Source organism: Actinoplanes rectilineatus (assembly GCF_000962825.1).
Taxonomy (GTDB): Bacteria; Actinomycetota; Actinomycetes; order Mycobacteriales; family Micromonosporaceae; genus Actinoplanes; species Actinoplanes rectilineatus.
Window position 1 is genome coordinate 123,027 of record NZ_JZKF01000020.1, and the last position, 13,568, is coordinate 136,594.

Consider the following 13,568-nt stretch of genomic DNA (forward strand, 5'->3'; position numbering starts at 1 on the left):
TGATCGATCGATCGACCCGCCGAAGATCTTGATACAGGATCTTCGGGTACGGTCGGACGGTTCTCGTAGCGGTTGCGTCGTGGTTCGATCGCAGTCTTTGCCCAGTGGCGGCGGGGTCGTTCGGCGGTCGCCTGGCAGTGGTCATAAGGTTGCCGGGCGGGCGGTCATGCGGTCGCTGGGCAGTCGTTTCGTGGTCGTTCGGCAGTCGTTTTGCAGGAGGTCGGAGTGTCGGCAGCAGCCGAGGAAGAGCTACAGGTCTGGATCGATCAGGACTTGTGCACCGGCGACGGCCTCTGCGCCCAGTACGCCCCGGAAGTGTTCGAACTGGACATCGACGGCCTGGCATACGTCAAGGACGGCGCGGGTGATCTCCTGCAGTCACCGGGGGTCCGCGTGGGCGTGCCGTCGCACCTGATCCTCGAGGTGATCGACTCCGCGAAGGAGTGCCCCGGGGACTGCATCTACGTCGCCCGCGAGTCCGACGGCGTCGCCGTCGCCGGCCCCGACGTCCTGTAGAAGCGTTCCCGAAGCGCCTGGGCACGTTCCGTGGTCAGGGTGCCAACCCCGTCCGCGTGGTGACTTCAGCTGCGCTGGCCACCCGAATTCACCACACCCGTCGTGGGGCGTGGTGATCACGGCCGCGCTCAGCGCCTCAAGTCACCACAGCCGTCGTGGGGCGTGGTGACCACGGCCGCGCTCAACACCCCGACACACCACACGGATGCCGGCACGAACGTGTCTAGAGCGTCGGCTTTCCGACCAGGGACGCGACCACCCGGGAGAACTCCTCCAGGCGGGCGATCTGACCCGGGCCGCCGTCGTCGAGGGTCTTGCCGAACCGCAGCGCGTCGTGGCGCAGCGGGGCCCGGCCGTCCTCCTCGCCCACCCCGGGCGGCGGCACCGCGTCGTCGACCGAACTGAGCAGCAGGTAGACGTCGATGCTGTCGACCCGCGCCTGGCCCTGCGGTGTCCGGGTGAGCCGCCGGCGGCAGCCCACCTCGGTGACCGTGGACAGCGGCACCACCCGCAGCGACGAGGTCATCGACCCGACCGGGCCGTCGCCGGGCGCCACGTCCTCGCCGTGCCACAGCACCAGGCGGGTGCCGTCGCAGACGACGACCTCCTGCCAGACGCCGTTGACCTCGTTGACGAAACGCTCCAGCGTGAAACACAGCACAGAAGCGCCGCGCAGCACGCCGAAGAGCGCCTCCAGAGCGACGTCGGGATCGCGGAGATAGGCCCGGGCGGCCGAGTCGAGATCGGGGTAGGGAGACCAGTCGGGGAAGACCGCCGGCATCTCGTTGCCACCGCCGAACGGCGGAGAACTCATCGCGCCCACCCCTTGCCCTCCCGAAAGACCCTTCCGGAACCTACCGGATCGCAGCGGCGGCGGTCACTCCCCGGTGGGTCCCCCGGTCTGGTTACTTTCCGGTTTATTGCTCCGCGGTCTCGCCGCTCACCGTCTCCGGCTCCGTGGTCTCGACCGTGGTCGTCCCGGCCGTCCCCGCACCGGCGCTCTCGGCGGCCTTCGCCAGCCGGGTGACACGCTTCGGGCTGGTGGCCTCGGCCTCCTCCTCCGCCTGCGCGGCGAGGGCGGCCAGGGTCGCCTTGCGGGCCGCGTACGCCTCGGCGCCCTTGCTCGGCTTCCGGCGGCGCGGCGGAGCCGTCACACCCGGGGCGAGCTTGCGCGACGACACCAGGAACGCGGTGTGCGCGATCATCCGGTGGTCCGGGCGGACCGCCAGGCCGTCGGCGTGCCAGTCCCGGATCAGCGACTCCCAGGCCCGCGGCTCGGTCCAGCAGCCCCGCTCACGCAGCGCCTCGACCAGCTCCGACAGCTGCGGCGTGGTCGCCACGTACCCGATGAACACACCGCCCGGGATCAACGACCGCTCGACCATGTCGAGGGTCTCCCACGGGGTCAGCATGTCCAGCACGATCCGGTCGAACCCGCCGATCTCGTTGCTCGCCACATCACCGTTGTGCAGGTGCCACGCCGGGTGCGGTCCGCCGAAGAACGCCTCGACGTTCTTGCGGGCGATGGCGGCGAAGTCGTCGCGCAGTTCGTAGCTGTGCACCTCGCCGGACGCGCCGACCGCCCGCAGCAGCGAACAGGTGAGAGCACCCGACCCGGCACCGGCCTCGAGCACCTTCGCGCCCGGGAAGACGTCACCCATGGCGACGATCTGGGCGGCGTCCTTCGGATAGATCACCTGGGCGCCGCGGGGCATCGACAGGACGTAGTCGGCGAGCAGCGGACGCAGGGCCAGGTACGCCGTACCGCTGGTGGCGGTGATCACGCTGCCGTCCGGCAGGCCGATCAGCGCGTCGTGCTCCAGAGCGCCGCGGTGGGTGTGGAACGCCTTGCCGGGTTCCAGCACGATCGTGTGCATCCGCCCTTTCGGGTCGGTCAGCTGGACACGGTCGCCCGCCCGGAACGGCCCACGGTGCGCGGGGACCTGCTCGTCGACGGCGGTGGTCGGGGTTGTGGTCACTGCTCTTCTCTCAGCCGGCGGTTCTGGTTCGTTCAGCGCTGCTACTTCTGGCTCGCTCAACGCTGTCTCGGTGCGACGCGGCGGGGTTCCAGCACCGCCGCCACGTCGGCGACCCGCAGGACGCCGATCACATCCTCGCCTGCGGTCACCAGGTACTGCGCACCCGGGTGGGTCTGCAGCGCCTGCACGACCTGCGCCCCGGTGAGACCGACAGGCAGGGAGGTCAACGCGTCCCGGGACCGGGACACCGTCTCCACACCCACCCACGGCCGCCGTTCGACCGGCACCCGTTCGGCGGCGACCGGGTCGACCAGTGCGGTGAGGCTACCCGCCGCGTCGGCGACGGCCAGCACCACATCCGGCCGCGGATCCTCCGACCGGCGGCGCTGCGCCTCCCCGAGCGGTGTGCCGGCCGGCACCGTCAGCACCGGCCGTGCCAGCCGCGACAGGTCGATCAGCGGGAACCGCCCGGTCATCCGCCCCAACCGGATCGACTGCCCGGCACCCTGCCACAGGGTGAGCACCACCAGCAGCACGAAGACCAGACCGAACACGGTGAGCACCCCGGTCCGGTAGAGCACCACCGCCCCGGCCGCGCTGAGCACCGCGAGCACCCGACCGGCCCAGCCGGCCACCACCGTCGCCCGGTTACGGTCCTTGAGCAGCGCCCACAGCCCGGCCCGCAACGCCCGGCCACCGTCCAGCGGCAGCCCCGGCAACACGTTGAAGACCGCCACCAGCACATTGCTGACGGCCAGCTGGAACGCGATCTGCCCCGGGACGGTCCGTTCCGGCAGCAACAGCACGGCCGCGGTGGCGATCCCGCCGAGCACCAGCGAGACGGCCGGCCCGGCCAGCGACACGAGAGCGTCGACCCGCGGGGTGGGCGCGTCCCGGTCCATCTCGGTCCACCCGCTGAGCAGCTCCAACGTGATCCGCCGCACCCCGATCCCGTTGCGCCGGGCGGTCAGCGCGTGTCCCAGCTCATGCAGCAGAACCGACCCGAGCAGACAAGCCACGAACCCGAGGCCGACCAGGTAGGCGATCGGCGGTGCCAGCCCGAGCTCGGCCTCCGCATAGTTGCCGTAGACCACCGTGACCAGCACCGCGAGCAGCACCATCGACCCGCTGGCGTGCACCGGCACACCCAGCACCCGCGCCACCGGCCGCGGCCCCCGGCCCTCTTTCACGGCGTCTTCTCCCACCGCGTCGATGCTACGGACACCCGCGCCGCGGGACCCACCCCGCTTTTTTCGTCACACCCCTGGCCTAGCCTCAGTGGCATGACGGCGTTCTCTTCCACGGCGGCTCAGCCGGCCTCTCCGCCCCCGCAGCCCGGCGCTCCTTCCGCCGAGAGGCGCCCCGGCGTCGCGGCCCCATCAGACGCCACGGCCCAGCCCGACGCCGCAGGAGCCCAGCCCATTGCTGTTCAAGAGCCGCTGGCTGCCGCTGCCGACGAAACGGCAAAGGCCGGAGACGTCGCCGGTCAACCAGACGTGACCGGTGCGGATCCCGGCACACCAGCGCGTGGCCGACGCCCGGAGGCTCCCGCGGGCCCGTCGCTGTCCCCGTCCCGCGCGGCCGACTTCAAGACGTGTCCGCTGCTGTTCCGCTTCCGCAGCGTCGACAAGCTCCCCGAGACTCCGTCAGCCGACCAGGTCCGTGGCACCCTGGTCCACGCCGTCCTCGAGCGTCTCTTCGACCTCCCGGCGGCCGACCGCACTCCCGAGGCTGCAGCGGCCCTGGTCCTCCCCGAGTGGGAACGCCTCCGGGCCGACGAACCCCTCATGGCCGAGATCTTCGCCACCGAGCCCGACGAGATCCCCCGCCGCCGTGCCCCCGCAGTCGTGGCTACCAAGGGCGACACCTCCGAGTCAGGCCAGGTCTCCCCCTCTGCCGACCCAGCCCTGCCCGCGACAGCCGGCGCTACAGATTCGATCGTCGCGGATTTCGGCACCGCCACGGATTCCGGCACCGCCGCGGCTGTCACCGAGGGGCAGCTCGCGCTGGTCGACGCGCCCGCCGGTGCCGCCGAGGCCGCCCGCATCGCCGCCTTCCTGAGCAGCGCCCGTGACCTGCTCGGCGGCTACTTCGCGGTGGAGGATCCACGACGGCTCGAGCCCGCCGAGCGTGAGACCTACATCTCCACGCTGATCGACGACGAGTTGCTTCTCCGGGGCTACATCGACCGTCTCGACGTCTCCCCCGCCGGTGACCTGCGCGTGGTCGACTACAAGACCGGCGGCGCACCCCGCGAGGCGTTCGAGGGCCGCGCCCTGTTCCAGCTCAAGTTCTACGCCCTGGTCCTGTGGCGCACCCGCGGCGTGGTTCCCCGCGTCCTGCGCCTGGTCTACCTCAAGGACGCCGAGGTCCTCGACTACAGCCCCGAGGCCGGGGAGTTGGAGCGTTTCGAGCGCACCCTGGTCGCTCTCTCCCAGGCCATCGAGCGGGCCAAGCGCAACCAGGACTTCCGCCCGAAGCCAAGCCGTCTCTGCGGTTGGTGCAGCCACCAGGCCCTGTGCCCGGAGTTCGGCGGCACCCCGCCGGCCTACCCGGCATCGCTCCCCCTCCTCACCGTTTCCGAGTCCTCCACCCGGGTCCGGACCGACCCCGTTGACTGACCGCCCCGCGGCCCATCCCGAGCCGGCACCCGTTCAGTCCCTTGGGCCCGCCCTCACTCCGGTGCCTTCGCGATGAGACCGATCCGGGTGTTGCTCGCAGATCCCGCGCCCTTACAGCGGGCGGGCCTACGCACCATCCTGACCTCAACCAACCGGGCTGCATCGGACCTGACGGCAAACAGCCCGGTCCCAGGCATTCCGACCCCGACCAGCCCGGCTCCAAGCCGCCTGCCCTCAAGCGGCTCCGCACCTCACCGGCAGAACCACATCACCGCCGAGGCCGATGTCGATGCCCGTTCCACTCTCCACGCCGGCCGCAGTCCCGATCCCGGCACCTCCGTCAGCTCCCGGGAAATCGCCATAACCGAAAGCCAAACAAGCAAGGGCCCCGCACCCGATCGCCGCATTCGCCGACAAGCCGGATCAGCCATCGAGCATCAAGCAGGCACTCGCGAAGGTCACCAAGGCGTGGCCGACCTTGGTAAGACCGGCACCCGCCCCCACGCCCAGCCCAGCGCCACTGGGACTGGGACTGGCGGACTCTCCACCCCCTCCCACGACACCGGCCCGCCAGAAATCGTCGTGGCCGGAGAGGCCAGCAACGGCACAGAGGCCCTGGACCTGGCCCGCCGGCTCCTCCCCGACCTGCTGATCGCCGACATGTCCCTCCCCCGCCTCGACGGTCCCGCGGTAACCCGAGCGATCATCGAAGGCCACCTGGCCGTCCCTGTCCTCCTCCTCACCGCCCACGACAGCGACGACGAGGTGATGGCAGCGATCGCCGCAGGCGCGACCGGTTACCTTCGCACCGACGCCACTCCGGAAGAGCTGATCGCCGCCGTCCGGGCCATCGCCGCCGGCGGCGCCGTGATCGCCCCGCCGGTGCTGGCTCGTGTCCTGACCCGGGTGGCCGAGGCCGTCCCGCCGCCCGGCAACAGCGCTGCCACACGGCTCGGCGCGCTGACCGGCCGGGAGCGGGAGGTCCTCGTCCACGTGGCCCGGGGCTGCACCAACGCCGAGATCGCCGACATGCTGGGTGTCGGCGAGACCACCGTGAAGACCCACGTCGGTCACGTGCTCACCAAGCTGCGCCTGCGCGACCGGACCCAGGCGGTGGTTCTTGCTTACGAGAGCGGGCTGATCACACCAGGCTCCTCCTGAGCCTCACGCCGCCATGGCGATGCTGTCGACCCGATGGACGTGAATGTCACCGCTCGACGTGCGTACGCGAAGCTCCAAGCCCGCACCCGACGGCGCCGCAGCCGAACCGCCGCCCGCAGTCAGATCCGTGACGCTGTGGCCCGCGTGGGTGTCCAGATCGAGCCAGACCCCGGTCCCGGCCTCCACCCCGACCGTGACGTCACCCGAGGTGGTGCGGATCTTCGCTTGTCCCTGGCGGAGGCTGCCCACCGACACCGCACCGCTCGCGCTCCTGGCCTGAAGCGACGCGTGCGCCGCCCCGACCGTGATGGCGCCACTGGCGGTGTCGATAGTGACGTCACCGACGACGTCACCCACGCGCACCTGTCCGGACGAACTCTTCGCCCAGACGGCGCTTCCCGCCCGTCCCACGATCACGTCGCCGCTGGCCGCCGTAATGTGCACGTCACCGGTGATCTCCTCGATCCAGCCGTCGGCCGATCCGAGATCCAGATGGGCGGTGGCATAGCGCCCGGTGGCCCGGACGTCGGCTGCCGCGCTGCGCCCCGTGATCGCGCTGTCGGCGGGAACGCGGACCGTGATCGCCAGTTCGGGTCCACGACGGCGTGGGTCGTGGATCAGCAGAGTGTCACCGTCGAGGGTCATCTCGACGTCGGGCGCGGGTGGCTCGACCGTGACCTGGACTCTCTCGTGCGGTCCGGCGTCGATCGCCACCATGCCGTGACGGACGCGGAGGTCGACGACGACAGGTGAGGTGCGGGGGAACTCATACACGGCTCGTCTCCTTTGCCAGAGGTGGAATCAGGCCTGGTAGAAACCGGTGACTCGACGCCCGTTGCCCGGCCGCTGCTCGTGCGCCGCCGACGTCACCGCACGCACCAGCCACGCGTTCACCGAGATGCCCTCGGCGGCAGCGATCTGCTCGACGTGCGCTTTGAGGGACTCCGGCATGCGTAAGGTCAGACGGGAGAGCTCACCGTCGGTGTAAGCCGGCACGGAGGGCGGGCCGGACGAGGCAGGCTCGGGCACCGCCCGGCCGACCACGAGGTCCGCCTCCCGGCCCCGCAGCCGCACCTCGACCGTGGGGCCGTTGAGCCGGGTGGTGATCTCGGCGGCCGCGTCGGAGAGTGCCTCGAGCAGCACCATCCGGGCGGATGGCTCGAGGGACGCGCCGAGAACCTCCGCGGCGCGTGCCACGTCCGGGCCACCGGGGGCGGCCAGGGCGGCGAGGTCGGCACGCAGCCCTTCGAGATACGGCGTCAAATCCATGACACCACTATGACGTCACATCTGACGTCACGCAAGCACAATAGACGTCAGAAACTCCGGATCCACGCCGACCAGGGTGGATCGCAGGTGCACACCGTCGATCGGCGGCAGCTCGAGCTCGGCCGGCACCGCCAGCACCGCCGCGCCCGCGGCCAGCGCGCTGGCCACCCCACTCGGCGAGTCCTCGATCGCCACACACCGCCCGATCGGCACGCCGAGGAGTTCCGCGGCGGTCCGGTACGGCTCCGGATCCGGTTTCGGCCGGCTCACCTCGTCGCCGCAGACCACCACGTCGAAGTTCTCCGCGCCGATGGTCTTGAGCGCGACCTCGACCAGCCGGCGGCCGGTCGAGGTGACCAGCGCGGTCGGGATCCCGGCGGCCCGGACCGCGAGCAGCAGTTCCATCGCGCCCGGCCGCCAGACCAGCCCCGCGGAGAACAACTCGTGCACCCGGTCGCCGATCCACCGCACGTCCGGCGCCTCGGGCCGGTCGGGCTGCCCCAGATCCTCGCGGAAGAGCTGCATGCTGCGCGTCATGCTGGTGCCGACCATCGCGAGCCGTGCCTGCTCGGAGAGGGTGCCCCCGGCGTGCACGGCGAGTTCGGACAGGGCGATCCCCCAGACCCTCTCGCTGTCGACCAGCGTGCCATCCATGTCGAAAAGTACGGCGTCCACGACGGCATTCTGCGGGGTGTCCCCCGTCCGGGCCGATCGAATGTGACCAGCCTCTACAGGCCGCAGGAGTCGAGCGAGTCCCGGTACCCTCCGGCGAAGGCGCGGGTCCGCTCCTCCGGTTTGCCGTGCGAACCCTCCGCGAACCAGGGCTGTCCCGGGTCGTCGCCCACCGCCTCCAGCCCGTCGGCCAGTTCCTCGGTGTCGCCCTTCTGCATCACCAGGCGGCCGGCCCGCTCCTGGTCACCGATGAACGCGCCGGCCATGCAGTCGGCCTGCAGTTCCTGCTCGATGGTGAACTCCTTCTGGATACCGAGCCGGGCCTGGATCCCGTGGGCGTATTCGTGTCCGAGCAGATAGAACACGAAGGCGTCGCCGATCTGCCGGAAAGCATCGAAGGACCAGTTCACGTCGTACGCGATGAAGTCCCCGGCCGGGCAATAGACGGCGTTGTTACGCGGCAGCGGCTCACCACCGCAGTCCACCTCGCCCTCCCGCTCGTAGGGCACGACCTGCCGGATCGGCTGGAATCCATTGATCTTGGAAGTCCAGTAGTCCTCGGCGACCTCCTGCGCCGCCCGGATGTCGGCCTCGAACTCCTCCGGAGTGTCGGTGCCGTCGGTGTCGGCGGACACCGCGGTCTCGGTCGGGGCGGGCACACCGCCGTCGGGATCGGAGTCGGAGTCGGGTCCGAGGGCACAGCCCGCGGCGATCAGAGCCGCGGTCAGCGCGAGGAGAAAAGCCGGGCGAGCACGCATGAGGGGGTCCTCCAGGCCGGGGATTCCACGGTAGACGTGAATACCAACCACGACTGTCCGCCAAACGTCAGGGATTTCCCTGACCACGTCTGGGTGGCGCCCCTCAGCAGATTTACGTAGTCGGCATACGTCCAGCGGCGGATGCCCGACGCCGCCGTCCTCGCAACACTGGGCCGGACACCAACCGACGAGGGGATGGCGACGTGACGGCGACGAAGACCGGGGGTCCGGTGGCGGCACGTGCGGAGGAGATCTGGAAGGTCTACGGATCAGGCGAGGCCCAGGTCACGGCTCTGCGCGGGGTCAGCGCGGAGTTCGGGCGCGGTCGGTTCACCGCGATCATGGGACCGTCCGGCAGCGGCAAGTCGACACTGATGCACTGCCTGGCCGGCCTCGACACCGTCGACAGGGGAACGGTGCACGTCGGCGGCACCGAGATCAGCAACCTCGGCGACAAAGCCCTGACCAGGCTGCGCCGCGATCGCATCGGCTTCGTCTTCCAGCAGTTCAACCTGCTGCCGACGTTGAGCGCCGCAGAGAACATCCGGCTCCCGCTGGACATCGCCGGCCGCAAACCCGATCCCCAATGGTGGGAAACGGTCATCACCACGGTCGGCCTGAGCGACCGGCTCGCACACCGCCCCAGCCAGCTCTCCGGCGGGCAGCAACAACGCGTCGCGTGTGCGCGGGCCCTGATCGGCCGGCCCGACGTGATCTTCGCGGACGAGCCGACCGGCAATCTGGACTCGCGGTCCGGCGCCGAGGTGCTGTCCTTCCTGCGTTCCAGCGTGCGCGAACACGGTCAGACCATCGTGATGGTCACCCACGATCCGGTGGCCGCGAGCTACGCCGACCGGGTGGTCTTCCTCGCCGACGGCGCGATCGTCGACGAGTTGGCCGATCCCACCGCCGAGACCGTCCTCGACACGATGAAACGCCTCGACACGCAGACCGATCCGGTGATGCTCTGATGCTGCGCGCCACCCTCAAGAGCCTGCTCGCCCGTAAGCTTCGGCTGATCCTTTCCGGACTCGCCGTCGTCCTCGGCGTGATGTTCGTGTCCGGTGCCCTGGTACTGACCGACACGCTCAACCGCACCTTCGACTCGATCTTCGCGGACGCTTATGCGGCGACCGACGTCGCGGTCACCGCGAAACCCGCGCTCGAGATCTCCGAACTCGAGGGCGAGGAGGTTCCCGCCCCGCTTCCGGCAGCCACGATCGACAAGATCAAAACCGTGTCCGGTGTACGCGACGCGACCGGCCGCATCGACCTCGACGGCGCTCGCGTGATCGCCGCCGACGGCAAGGTGCTCACCTCGTTCGGGCCGCCCCGGATGGGCGTCAACTGGACCGGCGTCGACGACATCATGGAGATGCGCGCCGGCCGTGGGCCGGAGTCCGACGACGAGATCGCGATGAACGCGGCCACCGCCGCACTGTCCGGCTGGCAGGTCGGCGACCGGGTCCCGGTGCTCACCCGGGAGCCGAAGAAGATGTTCACCCTCGTCGGCGTCTGGGCGTACACCGGCGGCCGGGACAGCCTGGGCGGCGTCCAGGAGGTCGCCTTCACCACCCCGGTCGCGCAGGCCCTCATGCTCGGCGAGGCGAACGCCTTCACCTCCGTGGTGGTCCGCGCCGACGACGGCGTCACCCCCGCACAGGTCCGCGACGACCTGACCACCGCGCTCGGCGCCGACTACCAGGTCAGGACCGGCGAGGAACTGGCCGCGGACAGTGCCGCCGGACTCCAGGAGGGCGTCGGTTTCTTCAACCAGATCCTGCTCGGCTTCGCCGGTGTCGCCCTGTTCGTCGGAATCTTCCTGATCCTCAACACCTTCTCGATCATCGTGGCCCAGCGGACCAGGGAACTCGCCCTGCTCCGCGCGATGGGTGCCAGCCGCAACCAGGTGATCGGCTCGGTGATGGTGGAGGCGGTAATCGTCGGCGCCGTCGCGGCCGTGCTCGGTCTGGCCGCCGGGATCGGCGCGGGCGCCGGCCTGGGCTACCTGTTCAGCACCATGGGCGGCAGCTCCCTCACCCTGGCGCCGGTCGGCGTCCCCCTCAGCGCGGTGATCAGCGCCTTCGTCGTCGGCATCGTGATCACCGTGATCGCCGCGGTGCTGCCCGCACTCCGCGCCTCCCGCATCGCCCCGATCGCCGCGATGCAGGAGGTCGCCACCCCGGACCGCCCGCTCACCAAACTCACGGTCGCCGGATCGCTGGTGACCACCATCGGCGCGACCGCCCTGGGCCTGGGCCTGTTCTCCGACACCGGCGACACGACCATCTGGCTGATCATCGGCGGCGCGCTGGTCACCTTCATCGGCATCGCCCTGCTCACACCCCTGATCAGCCGCCCGGTGGTGTCCCTGCTCGGCCGGCTCTTCTCCTGGTCGCTGCCCGGACGCCTGGGCCGGCTCAACTCAGGCCGCAACCCGCGCCGCACCGCGATCACCGCCGCCGCACTGATGGTCGGCATCGCCCTGGTCACGGGCGTCACCGTGGTCATGGACTCGGCCAAGAGCAGCCTCAAGGCCGAGGTGGCGCGCGTCCTCAAGGCCCAGATCATGATCAGTGGCGATCAGGCCGGCCCGCGTCCACCCACCTACGACCCGGCCGTGATCGACGAAGCGGCGACGGTCCCCGGTGTCCGGGCGGCTGCCGGCGTCTACCACGACATGGTGCAGATCGACGGTGAGCAGCGGTACGTCAACGCCACCGGCGACCTGGCCACGCTGGCCCAGGCGTACGGGACGACCGCCCCCACCCTGACCGAGGACCAGCTCGCGGTCAGCGCCGAGAACGCCGCCGCGTGGGGCTGGCAGGACGGCAGAACGGTAACCGTGCAGGCCAGCCGAGGCGAGCCGCACACCTACACGGTCGCCCACCTCTACCCGGAGGGCGCGCTGCCCGGCAGCATCATCCTGCCCGCCGGCGCGATCAAGGACTTCGCCATCACCCAGCCGACCATCGGCTACATCCGCCTCGACGACGGCGTCTCGGTCTCCGCGGTGCTGCCCCAGATCAAAGCCCTCGTCGCCGACAGCCCCGAGGTCACCGCCGTCGACCAGCAGACGTTCGTCGACGACCAGGCCGCCGGCTTCGACCAGATCATCATGATGATCCAGATCCTGCTGGGCCTGGCCATCCTGATCGCCGTCCTGGGCGTCGTGAACACCCTGGCCCTGTCCGTCCTGGAACGCACCCGCGAACTCGGCCTGCTCCGAGCCGTAGGCCTCAACCGCTCCCAGACCATGCGCATGATCACCGTCGAGGCCGTGGTCATCTCCGTCTTCGGCGCTCTCCTCGGCGTCACCGTCGGCGCCGGCATGGGCAGCGCGGTGACCCGCGCCCTGGAGAACGACGGCATCACGGAACTGGTCCTCCCCTGGCCCCGCATGGCCACCTACCTGGCCTTGGCCGCCCTGGTCGGCGTAGTCGCCGCCATCCTGCCCGCTCTCCGAGCAGCCCGCCTGAACGTCCTGGGCGCCATCTCCCACGACTGACGAGCAGCCATGCCGCCGTCCTCTCCACCGGCGCGTCCACAGACGCCGCCCCAACACTCGGAATCACCTCCCAAGCCCACCGCCCACACCGAGGACCACCGCCGTCGCCACCCCCGGCCGTATCACCGAGATCGCCGACGCCGACGATTCGCCAACCCACAACAGGTTCTTCACACCAGCCGGGATGCCCAGGAAGGTTGATCGGGAAGACGTGACCACTCGATCCGACGGTCACGACCGGGGCTGGTGAGCAGCGAAGGCCTCCAGCGATGCAGTGGAATCGTCGAGAAACCACTGACCATCGCTGGAGGCCTCGATGTCTCCGCTGACGCGTATTCCAGAAGCCGGTCAGGACAATTCGCAGATGTCGGCGCCGGTCAGGGCGGGCGCTCAACGGCGTGAAGTCAGACTTCGCCGCCGTCGCCGCATCACCATGCTCCAGCGCCAGATGCACGGCCGTGCCGGCTTCGACCTGCCACAAAAACGCGTATTGCTCGGCGATGCCGACCGGTCATGATCATGTTGTGGCAGCAGATCAGTTCACCGTCAGCGACCTGACCGACGACGAGCGATACGTGCTCTTCCGTGGCCTTGCAGAGTGGGGTGGCCCTGCCCACTGCCCCGATGCCCTCGCTGACGCAATGGACTTCACGAGCGCAGTGGTGCTGCTCGAGGAAGCCCAGCGCTTGAAACCGCTGATCCGCGACGGACAGTCGCTCAATCGCCGGGCTTGGCGAAGAGCCCTCATCGCGACCGAAATCGTCTTCGCCAGCGATGTCTTCGGGGCGGGTTCGGACTGGTCGATCACCACCGGAATCTCCGACGAAGACACCGTACGCATCCTGCGGTCACTCCACCGCAAGATCGCCCGCGCAGTCAGAATTCACCAGCCGTAGCCGGATTCCGCCCGTGCTTCACGGAAGACGGGACAGATCCAAATCGACGAAGAAATCCCATGTCAGAAGCACTAGACACGTTTCGTGGCCAGGGTGCGAAGCCCGTCCGCGTGGTGATTTCGGGCGCGCTGGACGCCCGAAGTCACCACACCCGTGGCGGTGTGGTGAATACGGGCGCGCTGGACGCC

At 70.0% G+C, this 13,568-nt stretch carries 14 protein-coding genes; 7 read left to right on the plus strand and 7 right to left on the minus strand.

All coding sequences use genetic code 11. The features are described from left to right. Nucleotides 1-225: 225 nt before the first annotated feature. A complete protein-coding gene (locus tag WH85_RS17650; RefSeq protein ID WP_045742964.1) occupies nucleotides 226-516 on the plus strand; it encodes a ferredoxin in 291 nt (96 codons plus the stop codon). A gap of 223 nt (nucleotides 517-739) precedes the next feature. Here the strand turns inward: WH85_RS17650 and WH85_RS17655 are convergent, their stop codons facing one another. The 3 genes from WH85_RS17655 to WH85_RS17665 all read right to left on the minus strand — a co-directional run bounded on the left by WH85_RS17655 (nucleotide 740) and on the right by WH85_RS17665 (nucleotide 3,616). Then, nucleotides 740-1,330, minus strand: a complete 591-nt coding sequence (locus WH85_RS17655) for a hypothetical protein (RefSeq protein WP_045742998.1) — start codon at nucleotides 1,328-1,330, stop codon at nucleotides 740-742. A 103-nt stretch (nucleotides 1,331-1,433) separates the two neighbouring features. Next, the gene (locus WH85_RS17660) at nucleotides 1,434-2,495 is read right to left on the minus strand and encodes a tRNA (adenine-N1)-methyltransferase (protein WP_083449062.1); all 1,062 of its coding nucleotides are present in this window, start codon (nucleotides 2,493-2,495) and stop codon (nucleotides 1,434-1,436) included. A gap of 56 nt (nucleotides 2,496-2,551) precedes the next feature. Beyond that, the gene (locus WH85_RS17665; RefSeq protein ID WP_245673984.1) at nucleotides 2,552-3,616 is read right to left on the minus strand and encodes a site-2 protease family protein; all 1,065 of its coding nucleotides are present in this window, start codon (nucleotides 3,614-3,616) and stop codon (nucleotides 2,552-2,554) included. A gap of 375 nt (nucleotides 3,617-3,991) precedes the next feature. Here WH85_RS17665 and WH85_RS17670 point away from each other — a divergent pair, with 375 nt between their 5' ends. Next, nucleotides 3,992-5,116, plus strand: a complete 1,125-nt coding sequence (locus tag WH85_RS17670) for a RecB family exonuclease (RefSeq protein WP_045742965.1) — start codon at nucleotides 3,992-3,994, stop codon at nucleotides 5,114-5,116. A 582-nt stretch (nucleotides 5,117-5,698) separates the two neighbouring features. Continuing rightward, nucleotides 5,699-6,277: a LuxR C-terminal-related transcriptional regulator gene (locus tag WH85_RS51620; protein WP_052720516.1), complete on the plus strand. Its 579-nt coding sequence runs from the start codon at nucleotides 5,699-5,701 to the stop codon at nucleotides 6,275-6,277. A 3-nt stretch (nucleotides 6,278-6,280) separates the two neighbouring features. Here the strand turns inward: WH85_RS51620 and WH85_RS17680 are convergent, their stop codons facing one another. Genes WH85_RS17680 through WH85_RS17695 form a run of 4 tightly spaced genes read right to left on the minus strand, consistent with a single transcriptional unit; the run spans nucleotide 6,281 to nucleotide 8,976 of the window. Next, nucleotides 6,281-7,051 (minus strand): DUF4097 family beta strand repeat-containing protein, encoded by a 771-nt coding sequence (locus tag WH85_RS17680; protein ID WP_045742966.1) that lies wholly within the window; start codon nucleotides 7,049-7,051, stop codon nucleotides 6,281-6,283. A gap of 27 nt (nucleotides 7,052-7,078) precedes the next feature. After that, the gene (locus WH85_RS17685) at nucleotides 7,079-7,546 is read right to left on the minus strand and encodes a toxin-antitoxin system HicB family antitoxin (protein WP_045742967.1); all 468 of its coding nucleotides are present in this window, start codon (nucleotides 7,544-7,546) and stop codon (nucleotides 7,079-7,081) included. A 27-nt stretch (nucleotides 7,547-7,573) separates the two neighbouring features. Continuing rightward, nucleotides 7,574-8,221, minus strand: coding sequence for an HAD family hydrolase (locus WH85_RS17690; RefSeq protein ID WP_083449064.1), 648 nt, complete (start codon nucleotides 8,219-8,221; stop codon nucleotides 7,574-7,576). 53 nt (nucleotides 8,222-8,274) lie between these two features. Then, nucleotides 8,275-8,976 (minus strand): neutral zinc metallopeptidase, encoded by a 702-nt coding sequence (locus tag WH85_RS17695; RefSeq protein WP_045742968.1) that lies wholly within the window; start codon nucleotides 8,974-8,976, stop codon nucleotides 8,275-8,277. 203 nt (nucleotides 8,977-9,179) lie between these two features. Between WH85_RS17695 and WH85_RS17700 the strand changes: the two genes are divergently transcribed. From WH85_RS17700 to WH85_RS17710, 4 genes are all read left to right on the plus strand, one after another. Further along, the gene (locus WH85_RS17700) at nucleotides 9,180-9,947 is read left to right on the plus strand and encodes an ABC transporter ATP-binding protein (RefSeq protein ID WP_045742969.1); all 768 of its coding nucleotides are present in this window, start codon (nucleotides 9,180-9,182) and stop codon (nucleotides 9,945-9,947) included. Beyond that, the gene (locus tag WH85_RS17705; protein ID WP_045742970.1) at nucleotides 9,947-12,484 is read left to right on the plus strand and encodes an ABC transporter permease; all 2,538 of its coding nucleotides are present in this window, start codon (nucleotides 9,947-9,949) and stop codon (nucleotides 12,482-12,484) included. The genes WH85_RS17700 and WH85_RS17705 overlap by 1 nt, the downstream gene beginning before the upstream one ends. Nucleotides 12,485-12,800: 316 nt before the next feature. After that, nucleotides 12,801-13,001 (plus strand): hypothetical protein, encoded by a 201-nt coding sequence (locus tag WH85_RS50465; RefSeq protein ID WP_157411065.1) that lies wholly within the window; start codon nucleotides 12,801-12,803, stop codon nucleotides 12,999-13,001. A gap of 7 nt (nucleotides 13,002-13,008) precedes the next feature. After that, nucleotides 13,009-13,380, plus strand: coding sequence for a hypothetical protein (locus WH85_RS17710; RefSeq protein WP_211275388.1), 372 nt, complete (start codon nucleotides 13,009-13,011; stop codon nucleotides 13,378-13,380). Nucleotides 13,381-13,568: the final 188 nt, after the last annotated feature.

Coding starts and splice junctions, on each gene's coding strand:
- WH85_RS50465 (WP_157411065.1), top strand. CDS start 12,801: ATGTCTCCGCTGACGCGTATTCCAGAAGCCGGTCAGGACAATTCGCAG.
- WH85_RS17685 (WP_045742967.1), bottom strand. CDS start 7,546: ATGGATTTGACGCCGTATCTCGAAGGGCTGCGTGCCGACCTCGCCGCC.
- WH85_RS17655 (WP_045742998.1), bottom strand. CDS start 1,330: ATGAGTTCTCCGCCGTTCGGCGGTGGCAACGAGATGCCGGCGGTCTTC.
- WH85_RS17695 (WP_045742968.1), bottom strand. CDS start 8,976: ATGCGTGCTCGCCCGGCTTTTCTCCTCGCGCTGACCGCGGCTCTGATC.
- WH85_RS17705 (WP_045742970.1), top strand. CDS start 9,947: ATGCTGCGCGCCACCCTCAAGAGCCTGCTCGCCCGTAAGCTTCGGCTG.
- WH85_RS17665 (WP_245673984.1), bottom strand. CDS start 3,616: ATGGTGCTGCTCGCGGTGCTGGTCACGGTGGTCTACGGCAACTATGCG.